The organism is Methylobacterium sp. V23, assembly GCF_002917135.1.
Lineage (GTDB): Bacteria > Pseudomonadota > Alphaproteobacteria > Rhizobiales > Beijerinckiaceae > Methylobacterium.
The window spans coordinates 100,922-126,618 of sequence record NZ_PDHT01000004.1 but is presented as its reverse complement, the minus strand read 5'-3'; the positions used below and the strand labels follow the sequence as shown (position 1 = coordinate 126,618).

Genomic DNA, 25,697 nt, shown 5'->3' with positions numbered 1-25,697 from the left:
ATGTCTGGAGTTCAGGCCGGCGTGATGGAGAGGCGCCCCTGCGCTCGCTCCAGGCTTTGGGCGAGGAGGCGCATCAGGGCGTAGACGGTGTCGATATGGGGCGTCGGGGTGTCGGTGAGGCGCCCGAGTTCGATGATCGAGCCGACCAGAGCCTCGAGCTCGATCGGCCGCCCGGCCTCCACGTCCTGCAGCATCGACGTCTTGTGGGCGCCGACCTTCTCGGCACCCGCGATGCGGCGCTCGATGCCGAGCTTGAAGGTGACGCCGAGGCTGTTCGCGATCGTCTCCGCTTCCCGCATCATGTCGGCGGCGAGAGCGCGGGTTTCGGGAAACTGACAGATGTCCACCAGGGTGGCGTGGGCCAGCGCCGAAATCGGGTTGAAGCTGAGATTGCCCCACAGCTTGAGCCAGATCTCCGCCCTGATGTCGCTGGTCACCGGAGCGCGGAAGCCCGCCCTGATCAGGGTCTGGGCCAGGGACTGCACCCGCGGGGACATCGACCCGTCCAGTTCCCCGAGGCCGAAGCGGTGGCCCTCCACCACCTGCACCACGCCGGGCTCGGTGAGCACGGCGGCCGGGTACACCACCGACCCGATGACGTGTTTTGGGTCGAGGTGCTGGGCGATGAGGCCGCCCGGATCGGCGGTCTCCAGGTGCGTACCCGTCAGGTCCCCGCCATGCCCCTGCAGAAAGTACCACCACGGGATCCCGTTCTGCATCGTCACCACCATCGTCTCGGGTCCGATGAGGTGGTGCAGGTCGGCCGCGATCGGCCCGACCTGATGCGCCTTGACGGTGAGGAGCACGATGTCGTGCTGGCCCGCCTCTGCCATCGACTTGGTGGCCTTGAGGTTCGTCACGTGGATCTCGGAGCCGTCCTCCTCGATCAGCCGCATACCGTTCCGCTGGATGGCGTCGAGGTTGGTGCCGCGCGCGATGAAGGTGACGTCCTCGCCCGCATGGGCGAGGCGCACGCCGAGAAATCCTCCGATGGCGCCGGCGCCGACGATCGCGATGCTCATATGGGTGTCCTTAAAACCTGTCCTGATCACGGCCGCTTCGTGGGCGTCGGGTGTCTCATGAAACGCTGTTCGACAACACGCCGATGCCGGCGATCTCGACCTCCACCGTGGCGCCCTTGGGGATCGGGCCGCTGCCCACCGAGGTGCCGCAGGCAATGAGGTCGCCCGGCTCCAGAGTCATGTCCCGAGAGAGCTCGGCCACGAGTTCGGCGGGCCGGCGCATCATGTCGGCGAGAGGATAGCGCTGGCGCTCGCGCCCGTTCACCCGCACCGCCACATCGAGCACCTCGGGATCGATGCCGGTGGCTATCACCGGGCCGAAGGGGCCGAAGCCGTCGAAGCCCTTGGAGCGGGTCCAGTGCACGAAGCTCGGATCGGCCTTCAGCGCCTCCAGGGCGGTGACGTCGTTCACGCACGTGTAGCCGAAGATGTGCGCGGCCGCCGTTTCCGGCGTGAGGTCTCGACCACGCTTTCCGATCACGATCCCGAGTTCGCCCTCGAACAGCAGTCGCCCTGAGCCCTCAGGCGCCGTGATCGTCTGGCCGCTCGCAAGGTAGCAGCTTGCCGGCTTCACGAAGTACAGTGGCACGTCGGGCCGGGTCAGGCCCTGCTTCTCTGCGGAGGCGTGGAAGTTATTCCACAGGGCGATGTACTTCGAAGGCCTGCACGGCAGGTCGAGGGTGACCTCGGAGAGCAGCAGGGTCGCGCCGGTGGGTGTCGGTTCGGCGAACAGATCGCCCGTGTGAACGTGGATGGTCTCGCCGTCGAGGCGGCCGAAGCCGCTCGCGCCGTCGTGGAGGTAGCGGAGCCAGCGTGCCATCGGGTCAGCTCCGGGCGATGAACCGGGCGCGCATCGGCTTCAGCACGAAGAGCGCTAGAAACCCGGCCAGGAAGGCCATGCCGGAGGCGGCGTAGAACACGTTCTGCCAGCTGCCGGTCTTGGCCTGGATCATGAGCAGGATGGGCAGTAGCAGGGCAGCGGTGCCCTTTGCGGTGTAGAGGAGACCGGCATTGGCTGCAGCGTTCTTGTCGCCGTAGGTGTCGCTGCAGGTGGCTGGGAACAGGGAGTAGATCTCCCCCCAGGCGAAGAAGACGAGGCCGGTCAGCAGCACGAAGGCCATGGGGATATGGGCGAACATCCCAAGCGCCAGGATGCCGGCACCCTCGATCATGAAAGCGATGACCATCGTGTTCTCGCGCCCGATCTTGTCCGAGACCCAGCCGAAGAACGGTCGCGTCACACCGTTGAGCACCCGGTCGATGGTGAGCGCGAAAGTCAGGGCCGGCAGGGTGATGCCGATGAGCGAGACCTCGACCCCTGCCACCTTGAAGTCCTTGGCGATGGGAGCGAGGGAGGCAGCCGCCATCAGGCCACCGGCGGCCATCATCACGAACATGAGGTAGAGAAGCCAGAAGACCGGCGTCCGGACCATCTCGGCGGTCGAGTACTGGCGCCGGGTGACGGTGTTCACAGTCGCGGTGCGGCCGGCCAGCATCCGATCCTTGAAGGCGGCGGTGGGCGAGACGAGGAGCAGCGCCGCCAACATGACGACCAAGCCCTGGCCGAGGCCGAACACGAAGAAGGTGTGCTGGTAGCCCGAGTCGCGGATCATGTTGGCGATCGGGATCACGGTCAGGGCCGAGCCCGCCCCGAAACCGGCAGCGGTGAGGCCGGCTGCGAAGCCGCGCCTGTCTGGAAACCACTTCAGGGCATTGCCCACGCAGGTGCCGTAGACCGCGCCGGCGCCGACGCCGCTGATGGCGGCGGCCACGTACAGCAAGGTCAATGTGTCGGCATAGGCGTTCAATACCCAGCCGAGGGCGCAGAGGGCGCCGCCAAAGATGGTGACGAGGCGCGGACCGTACTTGTCGACGAACCAGCCCTCGATCGGCACCAACCAGGTTTCCATCACCACGAAGATCGTGAAGGCCCACTGGATTGCGGTGCGCTCCCAACCGAACTTCTGCTGGATCGGATCGACGAACAGGGTCCAGCCATATTGCAGGTTGGCGATCATCGACATGCACAGCACGCCGAGAACGAGCTGTCCCCACCGACCGAGCGGGGGCGCATCCACCTTCGCCGCAAGCTCCACGCGGCTTGCAGCGACGCCGGCGGGCGCGATCGACGTCGTCCCGGGCGGGACAGGCGCAGCAGTACGCGCGGTCATGGGCGGCTTCCTCGACTCAACTCTTGTTTGGGAGCTTCGGTTTTATCGGCAATTATTTTGCATTCAAGGATCTATACCTCGGGCAAACCTTCCGTTCGTCTGCAAAATTTTTGGGTTAAGCCGCTAAAAAATTTGAGATGCTGGGCGACCGGGCATCCGGACAGTTGATCTTCTTGCGGTGCAAGAGAGACGTTTGCGGCGCCGCGTCAGGAGGCATAGCCAGCAGGGGGCCACGCGTGCGGGGAACTGTCGGATAGGGAACCAACGGCAGTAGGCTCCGTTACGCTTGCCTGACGACGTCGGGTTGCATTCTGCGACCAGACGTTCAGCCTGACACCAACTTGATGGAGCGTTTGATGAGCAGCACGACGGACAAGATCAAGGGTCTCGCCAACGAGGCCGTCGGCAACATCAAGCAGGGCATTGGTTCGGCAACCGGCAATGAGAAGCTGCAGGCCGAGGGCAAGGCTCAGGAATTGAAGGGCGAAGCCCAGAAGACTGTCGGCGATGCCAAGGACGGCATCAAGGGTGCGGCCCAGAGCGCGGCCGACGCCGTCAAGAAGATCTGAGCGGGTCGTCCCTGCGCCTCGGCTCCGGATGGGCCGAGGCGTCGGGCTGCCGGGCCGACTAGCAGCAGCATCGAAACAGTCCTGGCCGAAGAGACCGCGCACGTTCGGCTGTTCTGGCAAGGGCCGAGACGAGAAGGATCTTCAAGATGAACCGCGACCAGATCGAGGGTGGAATCCGGAATATCCGGGGCCGCGGGCGCTCCGCACTCGGTGCCGTGACTGGACGGGTTCGTCCGCAGGCCGAGGGCGCCTATGATCAGGCAGCCGGAGCCGTCCAGTCTGCCTATGGGCGGGCCCGCGCCACCGCCGATGAGATCCAGCGCGACGGAGCCCATCTTATCGACGAGGCTCGTCACCGGAGCCGGGCGATTGCGGGCGACCTTCAGGACCGCGGTCGGCTGTATCAGGACGAGGCCGTCCGACGCAGTCGCGCCGTCGCCCTGCGGGCCGATGAGAACAAGGGTACCACGCTTCTCCTCGTGGCTGCCGCCGCGTTTGGCGCTGGCTGGCTCCTGCGACGCACCCGTTGAATCGTCGATCCATCCTCTGAGAGAGGGCCGGGGCATTCATGCCTCCGGCCTTCTTCGCGTTCGACGGTCCGGTACGGCGCGCCCCTTGGAGGAGGCAGGGATTCCGTGGCAGGCAGGGCTGCGCGCGGCGTTCCGATCGCTTCGCCCGAGGAGAGCGGAGATGCCGATACGCCACTGGGCCGAGTTGACGACGGACGAGATCCGGGATCGCGACATGGGCCGGACCATCGCGGTGCTGCCCGTCGCCGCCATCGAGCAGCACGGCCCGCACCTGCCGCTGGCCACTGACGCAATCATCGCCGAGGGCTATCTGGCGCGCCTCACGACGTTGTCAGCCGCAGATCTCGACGTCCTGCTCCTGCCGACCCAGGTCGTCGGCAAGTCCGACGAGCACGCGAGTTTCCCCGGGACCTTGTCACTGACCACCGCGACGGCCCTGGAGGCCTGGACCGGGATCGGCGATGCCGTCCGCCGCGCCGGTTGCGGCAAGCTCGTCATCGTGACCTCGCATGGTGGCAATAGCGGCCTGATCGACCTCGTGGCCGGTGACCTGCGCGGGCGCCACGCCATGGTGGCGGTGACCACCGCCTGGAGTCGGTTCGGCTATCCCGACGGACTGTTCCCCGAGGCGGAGATCCGTCACGGCATCCATGGCGGCGGCGTCGAGACCGCCCTGATGCTGGCCTTGCGGCCAGATCTGGTGCGACGTTCCGAGATCGCGAATTTCACGCCGCGTACGCTGGCCATGGCGCAGACCTTCACCCATCTGCGCGCGGGCCGTCCCGCTGCCTTCGCCTGGCGGGCGGAAGACCTCAACCCGGCCGGCGCCATCGGAGACGCCCGGCTCGGGACCGCGGAGGCGGGGGACCGTGCCCTCGACCACGGCGCCCGCGCCTTCCTCGATCTCCTGCGCGACGTCGACCACTTCAGCCTTGTCGCGTGATCCGCTTTTCCGCGTGAGAGGAGAATCTCGTGAGGTCGGTCCCATGCGCTCCGTAACCTCCGGGGAGCCGGGAGCGAACAGGCCTGATGCGGGAGAGCTGACCCCGATGTCGGCCTCTCGGATCATGGAGCACCCCCGATGGCCTGTGCCGTCCCGGCTGGACACGATCGGCCGACCCTGCGGACCCGCGACGCCTTCGGCTGGGCGAAGGTCGTCCGGCACTCCGCGGCGGCCAGCGGATTCACCGTACGCATGAGCCAGGATCAGGCGCTCGCATCCGACATGGCCGCCGCACAATCAGGTGACGCGGAGGCCTATCGCCGCCTTTTGCGCGACTGCCTTCCGGTGATTGCCGGAATGGTGCGGGCGCAGGGGGTCCGGGCGGATGCCGTGGACGACGTGGTGCAGGACGTGCTGCTGACGATCCACCGGGCGCGGGCGACCTACGATCCGGCCCGGCCCTTCCTGCCCTGGCTGCGCGCCATCACCCAGCGCCGGGCCATCGACGGGATGCGCCGGGCCGGTCGCCGCCCGCGGGAAGTCCACGATCCCATCGCCTACGAAGCGGAGGTCGATCGGGGGCCGGCGCCGGGCCACCGCCTGGAGGCGCGCGACCGGGAGCGGGTCCTGGCCCGGGCCGTCGCCGCCCTGCCGGAAGGCCAGCGCCAGGCCGTCGAGCATCTCGCGCTTCAGGAGCGCAGCCTGGACGAGACGGCCGCCCTGACGGGGCGCACAAAGGGTGCCCTGAAGGTCAACCTGCACCGGGCACTGAAGGCCCTGCGACGGACGCTGGGATCGGGCTCCGCGGACCGGGACGAGGCCGGGCCCCGGGCAGGTGAGCGAGGAACCCACGATGTCTGACACGGCCCGAACGTCCGCGCATGAGCGTCTGGTGGACAGCCTCGCCGGCGGTCTGCGGCCCGTCCGGCGGCTGCCCGGGCCGGCCTTCCGGGCGCTGGCCTGGTGCGCGGCCGCCGCCGGGCTGGGCCTCGCCCTGATGCCCTTCGCCGATCTCGAGGCCCTGCGCACCCGCATGGCCGTGGCGGATCTGCGCTACGCCGCGCTCGGGGCGGTGCTGACCGCCGTCGCGGCGGCGGTCGCGGCGTTCCAGACCAGCGTACCGGGGCGCGCCTCCACCTGGGCCCTGCTGCCCCTGGCACCGGCCGCCCTCTGGATCGGGGCCAGCGGCGTCGGCTGCCTGCGTGATTGGGCGGTGCCTGGTGCCGATCCCGCCGACATGCACCAGACCGGGGGATGCGTCGCGTTCCTCCTCACCTTCTCGCTTCCGTTGTCGCTGGCTCTTGTCTGGATGCTGCGCCGGGCCTGTCCGCTGCGCCCCAATCTGACCGCTGCCCTGGCGGGGCTCTCGGCGGCGGCGGCCTCGGCGGCGCTCCTGGTGCCGTTCCATCCGCACGACGCCACCGCGACGGACCTCGCCCTGCACGCGCTCGTGGTCGGCCTCGTGATCGGGGCCAACGGCTTGGCCGGCGGACGCCTGCTCAGACGTGGCTGACCGCCTCACGTCCAGGCGAGCAGGACCTCCTCGGTGGTCACGGGGTGGACCTGCTGGCCGTAGCGGCGATGGTACATCGTCAGCAGGGCATCGTGCGCCTCGTCGCAGGAGCTGCACAGGGCGTCGGTGACGACGAAGACCCGGTAGCCGAGGTCGACGGCTCCCAGCACGCTCGCGAGCACGCAGACCTCGGTCTCGCCGCCGGTCATCAACAGGGTGTCGACGCCGCGGGCCTGGAGGCGGGCATCGAGGTCGGTGCCGAGCCAGGGGGAATAGACCGTCTTGTCCAGGATCTCCGCCGGCGGTGTGAGGCGGGCGAGGCCGGGGGCGAGGTCGACCAGGCCGGGCGGCAGCTGATCCCGGGTCATCGAGGCCCAGCGCCGGTAGTAGCCTGCCCAGGTGCCGTGACCCTCGCCGGGATGCTGGGCGGGGATGAAGCGGGTGAGGATGGTGCGCTCCGGATGCGCGGCCACGAGGCGCTCGACCCGCGGCAGGACCCGGGCCATCCAGGGCGTGTGCCAGTCGGTCTCCTCTAGGAACATGCGCTGCATGTCGACGCACAGATGCAGGCAGTTCGGCCCCAGCGCACCGGGGCGCGCACGCCACTCGCTCACGATCCCCTCCCCTGATTGTCCACGACAGAACCCTTGAGTGTCCACGACAGGACCCTTGCCGGTCCGCCTGGATCAACCCCCGCTCGGGCCGTGAGTTCTGTGGAAAGATGCCGGTGCTCGAGGCTAGATGCACCCTCGGCTGAAAGAAATTGCATCCTCTAAAAAATTGAACACCCAGTGACTCTCACGGTTCTCGGGGTATCCGGAGACCAACGTCTCCGTATGCACGTCCATCGCACCGCCGTTATCGCGACGAGCGGGCTGTTTTTGTTCGAGCATGGCGAGATTTCTGCATGTTATACTATGATAAGCGCCTTCAATACCCGGTGAAGGTCGACAAGCCGGATCCGATCTTTGCACGCATGCTGCAGCAGGCGATCGGCGGCATCGAGGGTGAGATCCGCGTCTGCATGCAGTACTTCTTCCAGGGCTGGGGGGCGCGCGGGCCGACGACCAAGTACCGCGACATGCTGCTCAACACCGCGACGGAGGAGATCGGCCACATCGAGATGCTGGCCACCGCGGTGGCGCTGAACCTCGAGACCGCGCCGGCGACGCTGCAGGAGGCGGGGGCGGCCGATGGGGTCGTGGGCGCCGTGATGGGCGGCGGCAACCCGCGCGACACCATCGAGGGCATGCTGCACCGGCACGTCCTCTCCACCGGCATGGCGGCCTATCCGGCCAATTGCGACGGCGTGCCCTTCGACATGAGCCATGTCTACGCCAGCGGAAACCTCGCGGCGGACATGTATTGCAACGTCGCCGCCGAGACGACCGGCCGTATCCTGGCAGTTCGCCTGTTCAATGCCGCCCATGATGCCGGCATGAAGGACATGCTGCACTTCCTCATCGCGCGCGACACCATGCACCAGCAGCAGTGGCTCGCGGTGATCGAGGAGATGGGTGGCCACGAAGGCAACCTGCCGATCCCGAACAGCTTCCCGCAGAGCAAGGAACACGAGAAGTTCAATTACAACTTCTTCGCCACCACCCGGGACGGCTCGCCGCCGCCGGCGGGCCGCTGGACCAGCGGGCCGTCCCTCGACGGCAATGGCGTGTTCACCGTGGTCCAGAACGAGCCGATGGGCGAAGAGCCGAATCTCGGTCCGGCGCGGCCCGACAGCGGCGCGCAGACCCAGCAGATGTGAGGCGCGGGACGCGCCGGTATACCGGTGGGGTCGTGTTGAGGTCGCGGGGGTTTCGCCCCGCGCCGCTCAGCCGGCGCGGATCGCGTCCGCCACCTCGCCCGGATATTCCTCGTGCGGGCTGAGTGCGCCCGGCACCGAGGCCCGGGCGACCCGGCCGGTGGCGATCAGCGCGTCCATCTCGGCGCCGGAGCGGCGCGGGGCCCGCTCCGGCCGCAGGACCAGGATCGGCGGCAGGTCGGGGGCCTCGAACAGGTCGAGGAAGTCCCGGCGATTCGCGAACGGGTCGAGGCCGCCGGTGACGAAGGCGGCGGTGCCGAAGCGGCCGCCGTTCTGGCGGGTGATGGCGTGCTTGTCGGCGATGACTCCGGGCGTGACGTGGTCGGGGTCGGCATAGACGTGGGCCCGCATCATCCGGCCGATGACGGGGCGGCTGATGTTGATGCGGTAGAGGGCGTCGCCCAGGAGCGGCAGCTCGACGGCCCGGCGCAGGCCGGCGAACAGGCCCCGGCGCTCCGGTCCCAGGGCGGTGGGCAGGGGCCCCCGCCAGGTCGGGGCAATCAGGACGAGGCGCGCGAACAGCCCGGGGTGGCGCCGGGCCGCGGCCATGAGGTAGCCGGCGGCGTGGCCGGCCCCGACCCCGAGGGCGTAGGGCCCGGGGGCCGCCGCCAGCAGGGCGTCGAGGTAGGCGTGCATCGTCTCCGGGGTCATGGGCACCCGGGCCCGGACATGGTCGCCGAAGCCCGGCCAGTCCGGCACGAGGCAGCGATAGGCGTGGCCGAGGTCCTTGGCCAGGGGCCGCATCTCGACCCGGGCCGAGATCGAGGACAGGGCGGGCAGCAGCAGGGCGTCGGGGCCGCTGCCGACGACGTCGTAGGGCGTCGGCACGCGACGCCCGGCGAAGGTCAGCGCGAAGCTGCGGGCGGAATGGGCCGGGTCGATCATCGTACGCCTCTCTCTTGCATCCAAGAGACCGAACCAAACATCAGGAACAATCTTGCAAGCGGAAATTATACATCAGTATTATTGGTTCAATGCTTGACGTCTATTGGATGCAAAAATATCGCACTTGATAATTGATCGGCTCAAGAATACGCTTATTGTATGTTTACGCAGCGGACCAAAGTTGTGTCCTATGCGGTTGCGGCCCTCATTGGGGGCTGGCAGCCATACTTTTGCTTGTCATAAGGTCATATAGCCCAGCCGTCGCGCTTTTATCTGCGTCGCTTGGGCTTGGTATTTGCTTGTTCCTGCTCATCGAACGGAAGTAATTCTTGGGGTCCTTGATATTGGCCCGGCACGCTAAGCACAGACCATACTGTACGCTCTTTAGAAACCCAAGCTCCGTCCACGAATTCTTCATGAGTCTCTAAAGCAATTCGCATATGCGTACTTCCCTTCATAAGAATGGGATGCTTACCTGAAAATACTGCATCTAGAAATATATGATCCTTAATTGGAGCGCCGAACTCGACTTCACCGATTCGAAACTTCCATCGCCGCTTTCTATCGTTCTCCAGAACCGGACTTACCAAAATTGCATCGGAAATCTCACGTCTAACTCGCTTTTTTTTCAGCCGGTTCTTCGAGCCTTGTAATTCCACTGCGTTTAGCAAATTCATTTCTCGGAACAATGTTAGAGGGACAAACCCCAGGCTCCTTACTAACACCAACGCCAATTACCGCAGGGTCTTCATTTAGCTCGGCGTAAAGCCGTTGTATTTGCCGCTCACCGGCTTTTGCTTCTATGGCTTTCACGGCTCGGCTGACGATATCTTCTTTATCTTCGTCTGATAGCGCGGCTTCTTGCTCGCCAAATAGCTGCTCCCAAACGACGGTCGTAGCTTTCTCGAATACAAATTCTCCTACGTGGACCGTAATATAAGACGCAAACACCAGAAGCAGCGCATAAAGAGTTATTTCATAAGTCCTGCCGGCGGCACGAAATTTTATCTTTGTATTAAGAGATATGCTTCCTTCAGTCGTGCTGATAAGCTCAATTCTTGTGTCGCTGAATGGATCAATAAAGCCGGCAATCTCTCGAATCGCATCAGCAAATGCAAGACTTGCTCTTGCTACAGCTTCAAGGTCTGCCTTTTGGCCCTCTTGGAGGTCAATGTAGAGACTTATGGTCTCGGATAGCATATTTCCCCCCGGCCGCCGACAAGTTGTAACACGCGTCGGGTGCCGGTCAATCTCAGGTGGTTAACTTGCGCCGCTTCCTAAGAACCCAGAACCTCCTTACGACCAATAATCCGGTATCGTGTAGCAGCCTCATCCACGAAGGGGTTCCAAACATATGGTTCGACCGCCTCAATCCGTCCTATCGCCGGTAAGCCGTCTGACGCAGCCGCTCACTATCGTCCACACCACGACGGAATGGGCGTTAGCGACGGCGTTCTGGGACAAGCAACGAGCATTACTCATTCGATGGAATGGCGAGCCCGACAAGCCTCTCGGCAACCCCGTGTCGCACGGCAATCCTACTTGGTTCGTCCTGCCGTCTGATCTTCATTGGGCGGCCCTCGCTTTAGCTAATCCATCAAACCGCCTTGAGGCCATCAACTGGCTCAATGGACCGCCTCTACCCTAGTACCATCTCCTACACCTCAAGCGACACCATCCACGGTTGCTTTCGCCATCGCCTTGGTGCCTTTGCTTTCCCGGGTCGCCGAACGCGGTCCAGCGACCCGGCGCCGCCCGGATCAGGTGCGCAGGAGCTCGTTGATGGCGGTCTTGGAGCGGGTGCCGGCATCGACGCGCTTGACGATCACGGCGCAGTAGAGGCCCGGGCCGGGGCTGCCGTCGGGCAGGTCCTTGCCCGGCGTGGTGCCGGAGACCACCACCGAGTAGGGCGGCACGCGGCCGTACATGACCTCGCCGGTGGTCCGGTCGATGATCTTGGTCGAGGCGCCGATGTAGACGCCCATGGAGAGCACGCTGCCCTCGCCGACGATCACACCCTCGGCCACCTCGGCGCGGGCGCCGATGAAGCAGTTGTCCTCGATGATGACCGGGTTGGCCTGCAGCGGCTCGAGCACGCCCGCGATGCCGGCGCCGCCGGAGATGTGGCAGTTCTTCCCCACCTGGGCGCAGGAGCCGATGGTGACCCAGGTGTCGACCATGGTGCCCTCGCCCACATGGGCGCCGAGGTTGATGAAGCTCGGCATCAGCACGGCGCCGGGGGCGATGTAGGAGCCGCGGCGCACGACGCAGCCGGGCACGGCGCGGAAGCCGGCCTCGCGAAAATGCTTCTTCTTCCAGCCCTCGAACTTCGAGGGCACCTTGTCCCACCAGGTCGCGCCGTCGGGGCCGCCATGGATGATCTCCATGTCGTTGAGGCGGAAGGACAGCAGCACCGCCTTCTTGAGCCACTGGTTGACCTGCCAGTCGTCGCCGACCTTCTCGGCGACCCGGGCCTTGCCGGAATCCAGGAGGTCGAGGGCCGCGTCGACGGCCTCGCGCACGGCGCCCTTGGTGCCGGTGTCGATGCCGGCGCGCTCCTCCCAGGCGGTCTCGATGGTGGCGGCGAGGTCGGTGGGGGACGCGGGGTGCGACATGGGGCAGGTTCCGGCAACGGATCGGGACGGGCCCCGTGCTTACAAAAGCCCGTCCGGCCTGTCACCTTCGCGGCCGCAGCGTCGCGCGGCCTCGCGCGGTATGCCGGCGGCCGCCCTGGCCCGGCCGGACTCGACCGGCCCGGCTCAGCCGGCCGGCGTCGGCCCGAAGACGTTCACCCGAAGACGTTCCCCCGCAGACCTGAACCCGGAAAATTCGCCCGCCGACATCAGCCCGCGGTCATCAGCCCGCAGTCATGGGCTTGGCGCTGGCATGGCCGCAGGCGTCGTAGCGCCGCTCGATGAAGAAGTAGTCCTTCATGGCGGTGTTGAAGTACTTGGCCGAGACCGAGACCTCGCGCCGGCCCGGCCGCCCCTCGGCAATGGGGCTGGGCACCCGCTCGATGGTGCAGCACTCGGTCTTGTCCCCGAGATAGTCGAGCCGGTTGGCATAGGCCCGTCCGCCGTGATCGCCGTTCTTGACGATGTCGCGGATCATGATGTCGACGTAGGCCTCGTCGGGCAGGGTGGCGTTGGTCTCGTAGCAGACCAGCAGGCGGGTCGACTGCTCGTAGATCAGGAATCCGGCACCCAGGACGGCCAGCCCGAAGAAGGCGACGGTCGCCGCCTGCGTCCTCCGGCTCATCGGTTGATCCTCCTGGCGCTCCGCCATCCCATGTCCCTCCGCAGGGCGCCGACCCGGGCCCGCGGGCACACGGGGCCCGGGCGTGCGATCCCGGGCCGAAGGCCGGGATGCCACGTGCGCCGGATGTCACCTCCGACCGAGCTTGCACCCGATTCCATCACAAAGGGTTTCCGCGGAGGGGGTCGACGACCACAAAGGCCGGCCGGGTGCTGGCCAAGTGCCGGCCAAGTGCTGGCCAAGCGCCAGAAAAGGCCGGTTCCGGGCGGGATCGAGCGGATGCGGGTCCGAGACCGTCCCGCTGCCGCGTCCGTCGTCCGTCGTCCGTCGTCCGTCGTCCGTCGTCCGTCGTCCGCCGGCGATTCGGGACGCCAGGGTTCGGATCGCAAGGGTTCGGGACGAGGCCCCGGCTCAGGCCGCCCCGATGGGGCCTGGGGCGACCGAGCCGGGCGCGATCGTCGTTCAGTCGCCGTAATAGCGCTGGATGCGGGCGGCCTGGCCGACGTGATACGCGAACCGGGCGTCTCCGTCGGATTGCGCCTGCCGGACGGCGGCGGCATGTCCGTACACCTGAGCCGCACCATAATCGCCCTGGAGCACAGCAACGTTCGCGGCATGCAAGTCTCTCCGAGACTGAATCGCACGAACATTCGCGTCATGGGCGGCGTTTTGGGCGACGATGTACGAGCGCAGGCTCTCATGCGCCTGCGCCGGCACTGCAAGCCACGCCGAACTACTGACGAGAAAACCGGCCAAGGCCATTTTTACGACGCTCATGACAGTATCTCCTCAAACTGATCGATGATCACCGACGAAACAGCAGGCCCATCCCATCCCTCTGAGCGGATCAGGAGCCTGGGGTCGAGTCGAACTTAGTGTGTTTGTCCCGTCTCGACCAGGGCTATAGCCTGACGGAATGTCGGGCACCTTAACGGCGCGCGCCCTCGGCGCTCCGGCGGCGTGCCTCGGTCGCGACGCCGCGCCCGGTCGGGCCGCGCGAAGGGCGCCTCGGCGACCGAAGGCACCGGGTCGTCCGGACCTGCGGCCGCCGCCCGGCCGGTGGCGGTGGGGTGAGATCGCGGGGACCGTCAGCGCCGCGGGGCGAAGCCCCGACGCCGGCGGAGGCGGGCGGTTACGGCGCGATGCGGTCGAACCGGTCGCCGAGGCTGGCGAGGTCGCCCGCGAAGGTGGCGAGGTCCGTGCTGAGTTCGCCGTGAATCGCCCGGGCGGCGTCGGGAAACTCCTCCAGCACCCGGCGCATCAGGGTCGGGGTGATGCGGACCACCTCGGCGGGGCTGGTCGCGTCGGCGTCGCAGGGGCGCTCGCCGCGCTGGAACAGGGCGAGGCGGCCGACCAGGCTGGAGCGCCCGACCGTGACGGGGGCGGCGCGGCCGCCCCGCGGGGTCAGCGTCAGGGTGCCCGACATCACCACGAAGCCGCCGTCGCCGCGCTCGCCCTGCGCGAACAGGCGCTCGCCCGCCGCGAGGCTGCGGCGCTCGGCGGCGAAGGAGAGCAGGCGCAGGGCGTCCCGGCCCAGGAAGCCGAACAGCGGCGCGGCGCTCAGTATCGCGATGTCGTCGTCGAGCCCCACCTGGCGTCCATTCCTTGCCGCGCTGTCGGGGGAGCTTAGCCGAACCGGCGCGGACGCGAAACGGCGGCGGCGCGCCTCCGGCGCCGGACGGGGGAGAGCGGAGCACCCGGCCGGATCGACCGCGCGCGGAGGATGGGGCGGAGGATGGAGCAGAGGCGGTGTCGGCGGCGCGCGCGCCAGCGCCGGGGCGCCCATAACGTCTGCCACCCGACAAAGGCGGGCGACGACTATCTCGCCTCAGGAACGATGCTAGAGTGTCGGCACCTTCGACGTTTCTTCTCGGTGACGATACCCGAATTGTGCTGGGTGCCCTTGCCTGTCGGACAGGGACCATGACACGGCTCCAGCCATCCGCCTCCGCCAACGGGCTGCTCCGGCGGCTTCCCCCCGAGGATTTCGACCGCCTCGCGCCCGACCTCCGGCGGGTCGAGGTCGAACTCCTCCAGGTCCTGATCGCGCCGGGCGAGACCGTCGAGACCCTCTACTTTCCCGAGAGCGGCTACGGATCGGTCGTGGCCAATGGCGGCGAGGGCGGGACCGGCGGGGTCGAGATCGGGCTGATCGGCCGGGAAGGCCTGATCGGGGCCGCGCCGGTCCTGCTCGATGCCGACCGCACGCCGCACCAGACCCTGGTCCAGCAGGCCGGCACGATGCTGAGCCTTCCGGCCTCCGCCCTGACCGAGGCCGTCGGCCGCAGCGAGACCCTGCGGCGCTTCCTGCTGCGCTACGTCCACGTCCACGGCCTGCAGGTGGCCTCGACCGCCTACAGCAACGCGACCTACACCATCGACGTGCGCCTCGCCCGCTGGCTGCTGATGTGCCACGACCGGGCCGAGGGCGACGAGATCCGCCTCACCCACGACTTCGTGGCGCTGATGCTCGGGGTCCAGCGCGCCAGCGCGACCATCGCGGTCCAGACCCTGGAGGGCAACGGGCTCATCCGGGCCCAGCGCGGCCGCGTGACGATCCGGGACCGGGCGCGCCTGCGGGAGATGGCGAACGGGAGCTACGGCTCGGCGGAGGCGGAATATGCCCGCCTGATCGGGCCTTCCTAGGGAGGTGACCGCCGGATGCCGCGCTACTTCTTCAGCATCCGCTGCGACACCGGCCCCCTCGACCTGGCCGTGGACGAGGAGGGCGACGAGCTGCCCGACGTCGCGGCGGCGCGCCGGCATGCCCGGACCCTGGCGCAGGACCTGATCGCCCGGCACCGCATGAGCCTGATCCGGGACTGGTTCGCCTGCACCGTCGAGGTGACGGACGAGGCGGGGGAGCGGGTCTTCACGCTTCCGTTCGCCGACACCGTGCCGGATTCGTTCTAGGGTGGATCGCCCCGCCTACGGCAGCAGCTTGTAGCCGCCGCCCTCGGTGACGAGGATCGCCGCCAGGGCCGGGTTCGGCTCGATCTTCTGGCGCAGGCGGTAGATGTGCGTCTCGAGGGTGTGGGTGGTGACCTGGGCGTTGTAGCCCCAGACCTCGGCAAGCAGCGTGTCGCGGCCGACCACCTCGCGCCCCGCCCGGTAGAGGAAGCGCAGGATCGCGGTCTCCTTCTCGGTGAGCTTCAGCTTCGAGCCGCGCTCGCCCACCAGCAGCTTGGCGCCGGGCCGGAAGGTGTAGGGGCCGATCTGGAACACCGCGTCCTCGCTGGCCTCGTGGCTGCGCAGGTGGGCGCGGATGCGCGCCAGCAGGACGGCGAACTTGAAGGGCTTGGTGACGTAGTCGTTGGCGCCCGCCTCCAGGCCCTCGACGGTGTCGTCCTCGGAATCCTGCGCCGTCAGCATGATGACGGGGCCGCGATAGCCGCCGCGGCGCATGGCCCGCACGGCCTCGCGCCCGTCCATGTCGGGCAGGCCGACATCCATCACCGCCAGGTCGATCCGATCCTCCGTGACGCGCGTGACGGCGCTCTGGCCGTCCAAGGCGGTCAGCACGGTGAATTCGTCGTAGAGATCGAGCTGCTCCATCAGCGTCTCGCGGAGCGAGGCGTCGTCGTCGCAGATCAGCAGGCGATGGGTATTCGGCATCGACCGAAGGACTTTCAGGCAGTTTGCAGGATCCGCCAGCGGTGTTCAGGTCCGCGGACGGGCGGTGAGTCGTGAAGATCGACGGTTGCACCGTGACCCCGAAGCAGGATGATGACACGCGGCCGTCGTCTTGCTGTATGTCAATCACATCGGGTGCATTAAACCAACAATCCGGACTGCGCACAATACGGTTGTGCGCAGCCTAACACCCCGCAAACGGCGCAGACCCACGAAAAGTTTCAGGGACATGCTTCGGCCGAGGAGGCCGATCGCGGTTTTAAGGAGGTCGATCGCGGTTTCCGCGCGGGGCCGGATTTGGCAGCCGGGCCGGCCCACGCGATAAGCGCCCCATGAAGCGGATCCCGACCCCGGCGCGGCAGCCCCCCCGGACGCCCACCACCCTCCCCCGCCTGCGCGTCCGCGCCCTGGTGACGGACCGGAGCCGGGGCCAGCTCCTCGCAGGGGCCGCCGTCATCCCCTGCGCCCTCGGGCGGAGCGGGATCCGGCAGGTCAAGCGCGAGGGCGACGGCGCCTCGCCCCGGGGCACGGTCCGCCTGCGCGGCGGGGTCTACCGGCCGGACCATTTCGCGAGCCGGCCGGCGAGCCCCCTGCCCTTGCGCCCGAGCGCCCCCGGCGACGGCTGGTGCGACGACGCCCGGGACCGGCGCTACAACCGGCCGATCCGCCTGCCCGCCCCGGGGGTCGGGCACGAGCGGATGTGGCGCGACGACGGGCTCTACGACCTCGTGGTCGACCTCGACCACAATCGCGGGCCGATCCGGCCGGGCCGCGGCTCGGCCATCTTCCTGCACGTGGCGCGGGCCGGCTTCCTGCCGACCGAGGGCTGCGTCGCCCTGCGCCGGGCCGACCTCGTCCGCCTGCTGCGCCGGGTCGGCCCGGGCACTCGGATGCGGATCGGCTGAGCGGCCTCAGGCGGCGCGGCGGGCCCGCAGGGCGGCGAGGCTCGTCGCCACCGCCGCCGCGAGGGGTGTGTGCGGCTCCGCGCCGAGGCGGGCGACGAGGCGCGCATTGTCGAGCTCCAGGGTGGTCGACCAGAGATAGCGCATCTCGATCAGCTCGCGCAGGACAGTGACGAAGGGCGCCCCGAGATAGACCGGCGTCCAGGCGAAGGGCCGGACCGGCGGCCGGCGGCCCCCGGGATCGGCCTGCGCCGCCGCCTCGGCCACCGCCTCCGCCATGGCCCGCCCCTGCAGGTGATGCCCCCGGAAGTTCAGGCGCAGCTGGCGCGGCAGGGTGGCCGCGTCGTCGAGGAGGCGCGCGAAGGTCTCGGCGAGGTCGGGCAGGTAGGCCCAGGCATGCCCCGCACCCGGGCTCTCGGGGGTCGCCACCCGCCGCAGGGGCCGGCCCTCCCGCATCAGCACGGTGGTGACCCAGGAGCTCGGCGCGTGCGGGCCGAAGAAGTCGCCGGCGCAGAGGATCAGGTGATCGAGCCCGTCGGCCGCCGCCAGCATCGCCTCCATCTCGACCCGGACCGCGCCCTTGCGGGTCCGCGGACGGCGCGGCGCGTCCTCGCCGAGGCGCGGCCCGGCCTCGGGGGCGTAGACGTAGAGGTTGCCCGGCATGACGAGGCGGGCCCCCGCCGCCTGCGCCGCCGTGATGGCATGGCCCAGCATGGGCAGCGCCAGGCCGCGCCAGTCGCGGTAGCCGGGCGGGTTCACCCCGTGGAACAGGATGCCGGCGCCCCGGGCCGCCGCCGCCATGTCGGCCGCGCGCAGGGCGTCGCCCGCGACCCAGTCGACGCCCGCGGGCCCGGTCCGCCGGGCCCGGTCGGGGTCGCGCGCCAGACCGCGCACCCGCCAGCCGTGCCGCAGCAGCGCCTCCGCCACCGCCCCGCCGATTCCGCCCGTCGCCCCGGTGACCAGGGCCAGCCTGTCCGTCATCGCATCCTCCGATCCTGAAACGCCGCCGAGGATGCGGAGGGAACGGCCCAACGCATATTGCCGAAAGCCGGCGACCTGCCATACGGTTTCGTATGGCTGAGCCGGATTGGCACCTGTGGCGGGCGTTTCTGGGGGTGATGCGCGCGGGCAGCCTGTCCGGCGCGGCACGCGACCTGCGGCTGACCCAGCCCACCCTCGGCCGCCAGATCGCCGCCCTGGAGCGGGACCTCGGCGCGACCCTGTTCACCCGTGGCCGCGACGGCCTGCGGCCCACCGACCGGGCCCTCGACCTGGTGCCCCAGGCGGAGGCCATGGCCGCGGCGGCGGCGGCCCTTCTGCGCCGGGCCTCCGGCGACACCGACGCGATGCGGGGCCGCATCCGCCTCACCGCCAGCACCTTCCTGGGGGGCGCGGTGCTGCCGCCGATGCTGGCCCGGTTCCACGAGGCCCATCCGGGGGTCGACCTCGAACTATCCCTCAGCGACCGCACCGAAGACCTGCTGCGCCGGGACGCGGACCTCGCCGTGCGCAACGTGGCCCCGACCCAGGAGGCCCTGGTGGCCCGGCGCATCGGGACCGCGCCGGTCCGGTTCTACGCCCACCGGTCCTACGCCGCGCGACGGGGCCTGCCCGCGACGCCCGCGGAGCTCGGGCGCCACAGCCTGATCGGCCGGGCCGTCCATGCGGCGCGGGTGCGCCCGACGCTCGGTCACGACCTGACCTTCGCCTTCGCCTGCGACGACGACCTCGGGCTGCTGGCGGCCCTGCGCGCCGGCTTCGGCATCGGCTATTGCCAGGCGGGCGTCGCCCGCCGCGACCCGGAGCTCGTACCGGTCCTGCCCGACCTCGTGCTGGCCGAGATCGGGATCTGGCTCGTCATGCACGAGGACCTGCGCACCACCCGTCGCATCCGGGCGCTGTTCGATCATCTCGCCCGGACCCTGACGGGGTACCTCGCGGAATAATTGCCGGCTTACAAAACGTGTAGCCGGCTTTTTCCGAGGGTTTCAGGCTGGTGATCCCTGCCGGGCCATCGGGCCTAGCACCGCCATTCCGGGGCCGCGGAGCGGCGCCCCGGAATGACGGCGCGGTCCGCGCTGCCGGCCTCAGTGGACGAGGGCAGAGGCAGGCCCCCTCCCCTGCCCGTCAAGCCACCTCCGCGGCGGAGGCCGCCGTCAGGGCCGTCATGTTGACGATGCCGCGGACGGTGGCGGTGGGGGTCAGGATGTGCACCGGCCGGGCCGCGCCGAGCAGGATCGGGCCGACGGAGACGCTCTGGCCGGCCACCACCTTCAGGGCGTTGAAGGTGATGTTGGCCGCCTCCAGGGTCGGCATGACGAGGAGGTTGGCCTCGGCGGTGAGGGCCGAGTCCGGGCGCAGGCGCCCGAGGATCGTCCGGCTGAGCGCCGTGTCGGCGGACATCTCGCCGTCGATCTCGAGATCCGGTGCCCGTTCCCGGATGAGCGCCAGGGCCTCCCGCATCTTGCGCGAGACCGGATCGTCGACGCTGCCGAAATTCGCGGACGAGACCAGGGCGACGTGCGGGGTCTGGCCGAAGCGGCGCATCGCGGCGGCGGCCTGCACCGTCATGTCGGCGATCTCGGCGGCGCTGGGGTCGCGGTGGATGTAGGGATCGCAGATGAACAGCGTGTGCCGGGGCAGCTGCAGCAGGCCCATGGCGGCGAGCCCCTGCGCACCGGGCTTCAGGCCGATGGTCCCCGTCACGGCGGCGAGATGGGCCGGGTAGGTGCCGGTGGTGCCGCAGAGCATGCCGTCGACCTCGCCGGCCGCGAGCAGCGCGGCGGCCCGCACGGTGGTGTCGGCCCCGGGCGCGGTCTCGACCACGTGCACGTCGGTGCCGATGCGCAGGCGCAGGCCGAGGCCGGCGATCCGCTCGGCGATGGTCTCGGCCCGGCCGAGGAGGACCGGGGTGGCGAGGCGCTCGTCCACCACCACCTGGGCGGCGCGGAGCACGCGGTCCTCCTCACCCTCGGCATAGGCGATCCGCTGGGGGCCGGCCTCCGAATGGGCGCCGGCCTCGGAGGCGGCGGCGAAGACCGGCTGCATCACCGTGCCGGAGGTGTAGACCAGGCGCTCCAGGGAGCGGCGGTAGGTCTCGACGTCCTTGAAGGGCCGGGTGGCGACGCCGCTGTCGATGGCGGCCTGGGCCACCGCCGGGGCGACGGTGGTGATCAGGCGCGGGTCGAAGGGGCGCGGGATGAGGTAGTCGGGCCCGAAGCGCAGGTCGTGGGCCCCGTAGGCGGCGGCCACCACGTCCGACGGCTCGGCATGGACGAGGTCGGCGAGGGCGCGCACGGCGGCGCGCTTCATGGCCTCGTTGATCTCGGTGGCGCCGACGTCGAGGGCGCCCCGGAAGATGAAGGGGAAGCACAGGACGTTGTTGACCTGGTTCGGGTAGTCCGAGCGCCCGGTGGCGATGAGGCAGTCGGGCCGCACCTGCTTGGCCAGGGCCGGCAGGATCTCCGGGTCGGGGTTGGCCAGCGCCAGGATGATCGGCTTGTCGGCCATGCTCGCCACCATCTCGGGCTTGAGCACGCCGCCCTGGGAGACGCCGAGGAAGATGTCGGCCCCGGCCACGACGTCGCCCAGCGTCCGGGCCGTGGTGTCCCGGGCATAGGCGCGCTTCTGCGCGTCGAGGGAGGCCATCCGGTCGGTGGAGACCACGCCGCGGGAATCGCAGACGACGATGTTCTCCTTGCGCAGGCCGAGGCCCACCAGGATGTTGAGGCAGGCGATGGCCGCGGCGCCCGCGCCCGAGCAGACCAGGGTGGCGGATTCGATCGGCTTGCCCACCACCGCGAGGGCGTTGATCAGGGCGGCGGCGGCCACGATGGCGGTGCCGTGCTGGTCGTCGTGGAAGACCGGGATCTTCATGCGCTCGCGCAGCTTCGTCTCGATGACGAAGCACTCGGGGGCCTTGATGTCCTCGAGGTTGATGCCGCCGAAGGTCGGCTCCAGGCGGGCGACGGTCTCGATGAACTTCTCCGGATCGGTCTCGTCGACCTCGATGTCGAACACGTCGATGCCGGCGAACTTCTTGAACAGGCAGCCCTTGCCCTCCATCACAGGCTTGCCGGCCAGCGCGCCGATATGGCCGAGGCCGAGCACCGCCGTGCCGTTGGTGATGACCGCCACGAGGTTGCCCCGGGCGGTCAGGCTGTAGGCCTCGTCGGGCGCGTGCGCGATCGCCATGCAGGCGGCGGCAACCCCGGGGGAATAGGCGAGCGCGAGGTCGCGCTGGGTGCTCATGTCCTTGGTGGGCTGGACCGCGATTTTTCCCGGGGTCGGGAAGCGGTGATAGTCGAGGGCGGCCCGGGTCAGGGCGGCCTCGGTGCCGGCATCGGCGTTCGCGGCGGCGCCCGGCGCGCGCAGGTCGGTGTCTTTGCTCATGTCTGGTCCTGGGGGTTGCGGGTGACAGGCGCCGTCGGCCCCGCCGGGGGCGGGGTCGGTGGCAGCCGGAGGGGGTGTCGGGCCTGCCGCGCGGGGCGGATCAGGCCGGGTGAGGATCGGGGGGCGGCGTCTCCGGCGTCTCCGGCGGACCGGTCTCCGGTGGACCGGCCTCCGGCTCGACCTCCGATGGCGGGGCCGGGTCGGGCTCGCCCCCGGCCGCCCGGCGCCCTTCGGCCAGGAGGTCGAGGGCCTGGGCTCGGGCCAGGTCCCAGTCGCGCAGGGCCCAGTCCATTTGCCGGCGCAGGAAATCCTGCTGGAGCTGCAGCATCGCGGGCAGGCTGCGCGCCGCCATCAGGCCCTGGACCAGGGTGAGGTTGGCGGCGAGCTGCCGGTGGGTGTGACGGGCCATCAGCCGGCCGGCGGCCCGGAGGTCCGCCGCGACGTCGGCGCCGGCCGTCCGCTCCACCGTGGCGAGGCGGTCGAGGGTGCCCGCGACGGCCTCCGCGACGGCATCGCGGGCGGTCTCGGCGCGCCGCAGCGCCGGATCCGGTGCGGCGGACGATGGGGGCCCGGAGGTGAGATCGGGCGCGTTCGACGACATCGGCGGGTCTCCCGAAGCCGGAGCCGGGACGGGCTCCGCGAGGACCGCGCCGGTCGCGGCGCGGTCCTGTCTTCCTGATGCGGCGGCGCCCGTCCCGAAGGCGCCTGCCGATGTCCGAGCCTCGGCACGAACGTCCGGCGTCAGTGGCCGGCGCGCTTCGGGCCGTCCTTCCGGGGCATGTAGAGGTCCGTGATGGTGCCCTCGAAGGCCTCCGCCGCCAAGCCGATCGTCTCCGACAGGGTCGGGTGCGGGTGGATGGTCAGGCCGATATCCTCGGCATCCGCCCCGAGCTCGATGGCCAGGGCCGCCTCGGCGATGAGGTCGCCGGCGGACGGGCCGACGATGCCGCAGCCGAGGATGCGGTCCGTCTCCGGGTCGAACAGGACCTTGGTCAGACCCTCCTCGCGGCCGAGCGCCAGGGAGCGCCCGGAGGCCGCCCAGGGGAAGACGCCCTTGCCGACCTTCACGCCCTTCGCCTTGGCCTCGGTCTCGGTCATGCCGACCCAGGCCACCTCGGGGTCGGTATAGGCGACCGAGGGGATGACCTTGGCGTCGAAGGCGCTGGCCTTGCCGGCGGCGACCTCGGCCGCGACCTTGCCCTCGTGCGTCGCCTTGTGGGCCAGCATCGGCTGGCCGACCACGTCGCCGATGGCGAAGATGTGGGGCACGTTGGTGCGCATCTGCCGGTCGACGGCGATGAAGCCGCGCGCGTCGACGGCGACGCCCGCCGCCTCCGCGCCGATGCGCTGGCCGTTGGGGCGCCGCCCCACCGAGACCAGCACCTTGTCGAAGGTGTCGCTGGCCGGGGCGGTGCCGCCCTCGAACGAGACCTTCAGCCCCTCCGGCGTCGCCTCCACGGCGGTGACCTTGGCCTTGAGGTGGATCGCCTCGTACTGCTTGCTGATCCGCTTCATCAGCGGCGTGACCAGGTCCTTGTCGGCGCCGGGGATGATCTGGTCCATCAGCTCGACGATGGTCACCTTCGCGCCGAGGGCGTGGTAGACGGTGGCCATCTCCAGCCCGATGATGCCGCCGCCGATCACCAGCAAGCGGGCCGGGACGCCGTCGAGTTCCAGCGCCCCCGTCGAGTCGAGGACCCGCGGGTCGTCGTGCGGGATGAAGGGCATCTGCACGGGCTCGGAGCCGGCCGCGATGATGGCGTGGTCGAAGCCGATGATCCGGGTCTGGCCCTCGTGCTCCACCGCGACCTGGTTCGGGCTGACGAAGCGGGCCTCGCCCGTCACCACCGTGACCTTGCGCTGCTTGGCCAGCCCGGTGAGGCCGCCCGTGAGGCGCTGGACCACCCCGTCCTTCCAGGCGCGCAGCTTGTCGATGTCGATCTGCGGCGCGGCGAAGCTGATGCCGTGCGCCGCCATGGCGTGGCTCTCGTCGATGACCTTGGCGGCGTGCAGCAGGGCCTTCGAGGGGATGCAGCCCACGTTGAGGCAGACGCCGCCGAGGCTCGGCCAGCGCTCGACCAGCACCACCGACTGGCCGAGATCGGCCGCCCGGAAGGCGGCGGTGTAGCCGCCGGGTCCGGCCCCGATGACGAGGACCTGGGCCCGCATCGCCTCGCCGGAGACGGGGGCCGCCGCCTTCGGAGCGGGCGCGGGCGCCGCCCCGCCGGTGGCGGTGGCCGAGGAGCCGTAGCCGGCCTGGCCCTCGCCCGGGGCGTGGCCGCTCAGGGCCGCGGGGGCGCCGGGGGCGGAGGCGGGAGTGCCGGACCTGGTGGTGTCGGTGACCGTGGGCTTCGGCGCGCCGGCCCCGGCGTTCGCGGCCTCGGCCATCACCAGGATCAGGTCGCCCTGGCTCACCGTGTCGCCGGGCTTGATCCGCACCTCGGCCACCGTGCCGGCCACCGGGGACGGGATGTCCATGGTGGCCTTGTCGGATTCCAGCACGATGATCACGTCGTCGACCGAGATCACGTCGCCGGGGCTGACGCTGACCTCGATCACGGGCACGTTCTTGAAGTCGCCGATATCCGGCAGGTGGACGTCGTTGCTGCTCATCGCTTCACCTCGCTCGTTGGGTCGCGCAACCGGGCTTCGTCAGACGACGAGGCGCCGGACGTCCTCGAGGACGTGGGCGAGGTGGCGGGTGAAGCGCGCGGCGAGCGCACCGTCGATGACGCGGTGGTCGTAGGAGAGCGAGAGCGGCACGATCAGGCGCGGCGTGAACGCGGTGCCGTTCCAGACCGGGCTCATCTTCGCGCGGGCGACGCCCAGGATCGCGACCTCGGGGGCGTTGACCAGCGGCGTGAAGGCGGTGCCGCCGATGCCGCCGAGGCTGGAGATCGAGAAGGTGGCGCCCTGCATGTCGGCGGCGCTGAGCTTGCCGTCGCGGGCTTTCGCCGAGATCGCCCCGAGGTCGCGGCTGATCTCCACGAGGCCCTTGCGGTCGGCCTCCTTGATCACCGGGACGACGAGCCCGTCCGGCGTGTCGACCGCGACGCCGATGTTGTAGTAGCGCTTGAGGATCAGGGCGTCCTTCTCAGGCGACAGCGAGGCGTTGAACTCGGGGTGCTTGCGTAGGGCGGAAACCGCGGCCTTGATCAGGAAGGCCAGCAGGGTGACGCGGTAGCCCTTGTCCTTGAGCTCCTTGCCCTGGGCGTCGAGCTCCTTGCGGTAGGCATCCGTCTCGGTGATGTCCGACTCGTCCTGGTGGGTGACCAGCGGCACGTTGAGCCAGGACCGGTGCAGGTGCGCGCCGGAGATCTTCTTGATCCGCGACAGGGGCAGGGTCTCGATCGGGCCGAACTTCGCGAAATCCACCGCCGGGATCTCCGGGATGCCCATGCCGCCGCCGGAGAAGGCGGCCGTGCCGGAGGCGGCCGCGGCGGGCGCCGCCGCGCGGGTGAGGTGGCCCTTCACGTCCTCCTTGGTGATCCGGCCCTTCTCGCCGGTGCCCTTCACCGCCGTCAGATCGAGGCCGAGCTCGCGGGCCAGGCGCCGCACGCCGGGGCTGGCATGGACCTGTGAGAAGTCGGGAAGGTTGCCGGCCGACGGGGCGGGCGCGGCGGGGCCCGAATTCGGGGTGGGGGTCGCGCTCGGGGCCGGCTCCTGCTTGGCGAGCAGGGCGGCGCTGTCGGCGCCCGCGGGCGCGTCGGCGGCGGTCTCGGCGCCCTTGACCGCACCCTGGGAGGCCTCGCCCTTGAACACCAGGAGCGGCGAGCCCTCGCTCACTTTGTCGCCCAGCTTGACCAGGATCCGCTCCACCACGCCGGCGCTCGGCGAGGGCACGTCCATGGTCGCCTTGTCGGATTCCAGCGAGACCAGCGGGTCGTCGGGCCCGATCGTGTCGCCCTCCTTCACGTGGATCTCGATGATCGGGATGTCCTTGAAGTCGCCGATATCCGGGATCTGGATCTCGATGCCCACTGCGCATTCTCCCTGGCTGAGTCGGAGCCTCTCGCGGGCCCCCTCGTCCGGTGGTGTGGTCGGTGAAAGGTCGGGAAGTCGG

The 25,697-nt window shown here is 69.5% G+C and carries 25 protein-coding genes and 1 pseudogene; 10 read left to right on the top strand and 16 right to left on the bottom strand.

Features of this window, described 5'->3' with window-relative positions:
- Positions 1–11 precede the first annotated feature (11 nt).
- Genes CRT23_RS06250 through oxlT form a run of 3 tightly spaced genes read right to left on the bottom strand, consistent with a single transcriptional unit; the run spans position 12 to position 3,193 of the window.
- The gene (locus CRT23_RS06250; RefSeq protein WP_103709008.1) at positions 12–1,022 is read right to left on the bottom strand and encodes a 2-dehydropantoate 2-reductase; all 1,011 of its coding nucleotides are present in this window, start codon (positions 1,020–1,022) and stop codon (positions 12–14) included.
- Between the two features lie 55 nt (positions 1,023–1,077).
- Positions 1,078–1,842, bottom strand: coding sequence for a fumarylacetoacetate hydrolase family protein (locus CRT23_RS06245; protein WP_055946388.1), 765 nt, complete (start codon positions 1,840–1,842; stop codon positions 1,078–1,080).
- Between the two features lie 4 nt (positions 1,843–1,846).
- The gene (gene oxlT / locus CRT23_RS06240; protein WP_103709007.1) at positions 1,847–3,193 is read right to left on the bottom strand and encodes an oxalate/formate MFS antiporter; all 1,347 of its coding nucleotides are present in this window, start codon (positions 3,191–3,193) and stop codon (positions 1,847–1,849) included.
- 356 nt (positions 3,194–3,549) lie between these two features.
- Here oxlT and CRT23_RS06235 point away from each other — a divergent pair, with 356 nt between their 5' ends.
- The 5 genes from CRT23_RS06235 (at position 3,550) to CRT23_RS06215 (ending at position 6,748) form a co-directional block, all read left to right on the top strand.
- Positions 3,550–3,762: a CsbD family protein gene (locus CRT23_RS06235; protein WP_055946396.1), complete on the top strand. Its 213-nt coding sequence runs from the start codon at positions 3,550–3,552 to the stop codon at positions 3,760–3,762.
- Positions 3,763–3,908: 146 nt separating this feature from the next.
- On the top strand, positions 3,909–4,292 hold the full coding sequence (locus CRT23_RS06230; protein ID WP_103709006.1) for a CsbD family protein: 384 nt from the start codon (positions 3,909–3,911) through the stop codon (positions 4,290–4,292).
- A gap of 160 nt (positions 4,293–4,452) precedes the next feature.
- Positions 4,453–5,235 carry a creatininase family protein gene (locus tag CRT23_RS06225; RefSeq protein ID WP_103709005.1) on the top strand — a complete coding sequence of 261 codons (783 nt, stop codon included), beginning with the start codon at positions 4,453–4,455 and terminating at the stop codon, positions 5,233–5,235.
- Positions 5,236–5,487: 252 nt separating this feature from the next.
- Positions 5,488–6,096, top strand: coding sequence for a sigma-70 family RNA polymerase sigma factor (locus CRT23_RS06220; protein WP_055948545.1), 609 nt, complete (start codon positions 5,488–5,490; stop codon positions 6,094–6,096).
- A complete protein-coding gene (locus CRT23_RS06215) occupies positions 6,089–6,748 on the top strand; it encodes an NrsF family protein (protein WP_103709004.1) in 660 nt (219 codons plus the stop codon). The genes CRT23_RS06220 and CRT23_RS06215 overlap by 8 nt, the downstream gene beginning before the upstream one ends.
- 5 nt (positions 6,749–6,753) lie before the next feature.
- Here the strand turns inward: CRT23_RS06215 and CRT23_RS06210 are convergent, their stop codons facing one another.
- On the bottom strand, positions 6,754–7,332 hold the full coding sequence (locus tag CRT23_RS06210) for an isochorismatase family cysteine hydrolase (protein ID WP_348628840.1): 579 nt from the start codon (positions 7,330–7,332) through the stop codon (positions 6,754–6,756).
- Between the two features lie 323 nt (positions 7,333–7,655).
- Here CRT23_RS06210 and CRT23_RS06205 point away from each other — a divergent pair, with 323 nt between their 5' ends.
- Positions 7,656–8,510, top strand: coding sequence for a manganese catalase family protein (locus tag CRT23_RS06205; protein WP_103709002.1), 855 nt, complete (start codon positions 7,656–7,658; stop codon positions 8,508–8,510).
- A 66-nt stretch (positions 8,511–8,576) separates the two neighbouring features.
- Here the strand turns inward: CRT23_RS06205 and CRT23_RS06200 are convergent, their stop codons facing one another.
- From CRT23_RS06200 to CRT23_RS06180, 6 genes are all read right to left on the bottom strand, one after another.
- A complete protein-coding gene (locus tag CRT23_RS06200; protein ID WP_103709001.1) occupies positions 8,577–9,452 on the bottom strand; it encodes an alpha/beta hydrolase in 876 nt (291 codons plus the stop codon).
- Between the two features lie 612 nt (positions 9,453–10,064).
- A complete protein-coding gene (locus tag CRT23_RS27710) occupies positions 10,065–10,652 on the bottom strand; it encodes a hypothetical protein (RefSeq protein WP_146056332.1) in 588 nt (195 codons plus the stop codon).
- Between the two features lie 560 nt (positions 10,653–11,212).
- Entirely contained in the window at positions 11,213–12,067 is an 855-nt protein-coding gene (gene dapD / locus CRT23_RS06195) for a 2,3,4,5-tetrahydropyridine-2,6-dicarboxylate N-succinyltransferase (protein ID WP_055946411.1), read from the bottom strand.
- 241 nt (positions 12,068–12,308) lie between these two features.
- Positions 12,309–12,710, bottom strand: coding sequence for a hypothetical protein (locus tag CRT23_RS06190; protein ID WP_146056331.1), 402 nt, complete (start codon positions 12,708–12,710; stop codon positions 12,309–12,311).
- Positions 12,711–13,169: 459 nt separating this feature from the next.
- Entirely contained in the window at positions 13,170–13,484 is a 315-nt protein-coding gene (locus tag CRT23_RS06185; RefSeq protein WP_103709000.1) for a hypothetical protein, read from the bottom strand.
- 355 nt (positions 13,485–13,839) lie between these two features.
- On the bottom strand, positions 13,840–14,298 hold the full coding sequence (locus CRT23_RS06180) for a Crp/Fnr family transcriptional regulator (RefSeq protein ID WP_103708999.1): 459 nt from the start codon (positions 14,296–14,298) through the stop codon (positions 13,840–13,842).
- A 332-nt stretch (positions 14,299–14,630) separates the two neighbouring features.
- Between CRT23_RS06180 and CRT23_RS06175 the strand changes: the two genes are divergently transcribed.
- Both CRT23_RS06175 and CRT23_RS06170 read left to right on the top strand, forming a co-directional pair.
- Positions 14,631–15,353: a Crp/Fnr family transcriptional regulator gene (locus CRT23_RS06175; protein WP_103708998.1), complete on the top strand. Its 723-nt coding sequence runs from the start codon at positions 14,631–14,633 to the stop codon at positions 15,351–15,353.
- A 15-nt stretch (positions 15,354–15,368) separates the two neighbouring features.
- The gene (locus tag CRT23_RS06170; protein ID WP_055946424.1) at positions 15,369–15,620 is read left to right on the top strand and encodes a hypothetical protein; all 252 of its coding nucleotides are present in this window, start codon (positions 15,369–15,371) and stop codon (positions 15,618–15,620) included.
- 15 nt (positions 15,621–15,635) lie between these two features.
- On the opposite strand, the gene CRT23_RS06165 is transcribed toward CRT23_RS06170, so the two are convergent.
- A complete protein-coding gene (locus tag CRT23_RS06165; protein WP_055946426.1) occupies positions 15,636–16,322 on the bottom strand; it encodes a response regulator transcription factor in 687 nt (228 codons plus the stop codon).
- Positions 16,323–16,672: 350 nt separating this feature from the next.
- Here CRT23_RS06165 and CRT23_RS06160 point away from each other — a divergent pair, with 350 nt between their 5' ends.
- A complete protein-coding gene (locus tag CRT23_RS06160) occupies positions 16,673–17,245 on the top strand; it encodes a L,D-transpeptidase family protein (RefSeq protein WP_055946429.1) in 573 nt (190 codons plus the stop codon).
- 6 nt (positions 17,246–17,251) lie between these two features.
- Here CRT23_RS06160 and CRT23_RS06155 read toward each other — a convergent pair whose 3' ends face one another.
- On the bottom strand, positions 17,252–18,223 hold the full coding sequence (locus CRT23_RS06155) for an NAD(P)H-binding protein (RefSeq protein WP_103708997.1): 972 nt from the start codon (positions 18,221–18,223) through the stop codon (positions 17,252–17,254).
- A gap of 92 nt (positions 18,224–18,315) precedes the next feature.
- Here CRT23_RS06155 and CRT23_RS06150 point away from each other — a divergent pair, with 92 nt between their 5' ends.
- On the top strand, positions 18,316–19,188 hold the full coding sequence (locus CRT23_RS06150) for a LysR family transcriptional regulator (protein WP_103708996.1): 873 nt from the start codon (positions 18,316–18,318) through the stop codon (positions 19,186–19,188).
- 181 nt (positions 19,189–19,369) lie between these two features.
- Here the strand turns inward: CRT23_RS06150 and CRT23_RS06145 are convergent, their stop codons facing one another.
- From CRT23_RS06145 to aceF, 4 genes and pseudogenes are all read right to left on the bottom strand, one after another.
- Entirely contained in the window at positions 19,370–21,634 is a 2,265-nt protein-coding gene (locus CRT23_RS06145; RefSeq protein WP_103708995.1) for an NADP-dependent malic enzyme, read from the bottom strand.
- Positions 21,635–21,734: 100 nt separating this feature from the next.
- Positions 21,735–22,235, bottom strand: a complete 501-nt coding sequence (locus CRT23_RS28380) for a hypothetical protein (protein WP_181017267.1) — start codon at positions 22,233–22,235, stop codon at positions 21,735–21,737.
- 140 nt (positions 22,236–22,375) lie between these two features.
- Positions 22,376–24,247 (bottom strand): dihydrolipoyl dehydrogenase, encoded by a 1,872-nt coding sequence (gene lpdA, locus CRT23_RS06130; protein WP_103708992.1) that lies wholly within the window; start codon positions 24,245–24,247, stop codon positions 22,376–22,378.
- 39 nt (positions 24,248–24,286) lie between these two features.
- A pseudogene (gene aceF, locus CRT23_RS06125) lies at positions 24,287–25,621 on the bottom strand (dihydrolipoyllysine-residue acetyltransferase); the annotation flags it as partial.
- Positions 25,622–25,697: the final 76 nt, after the last annotated feature.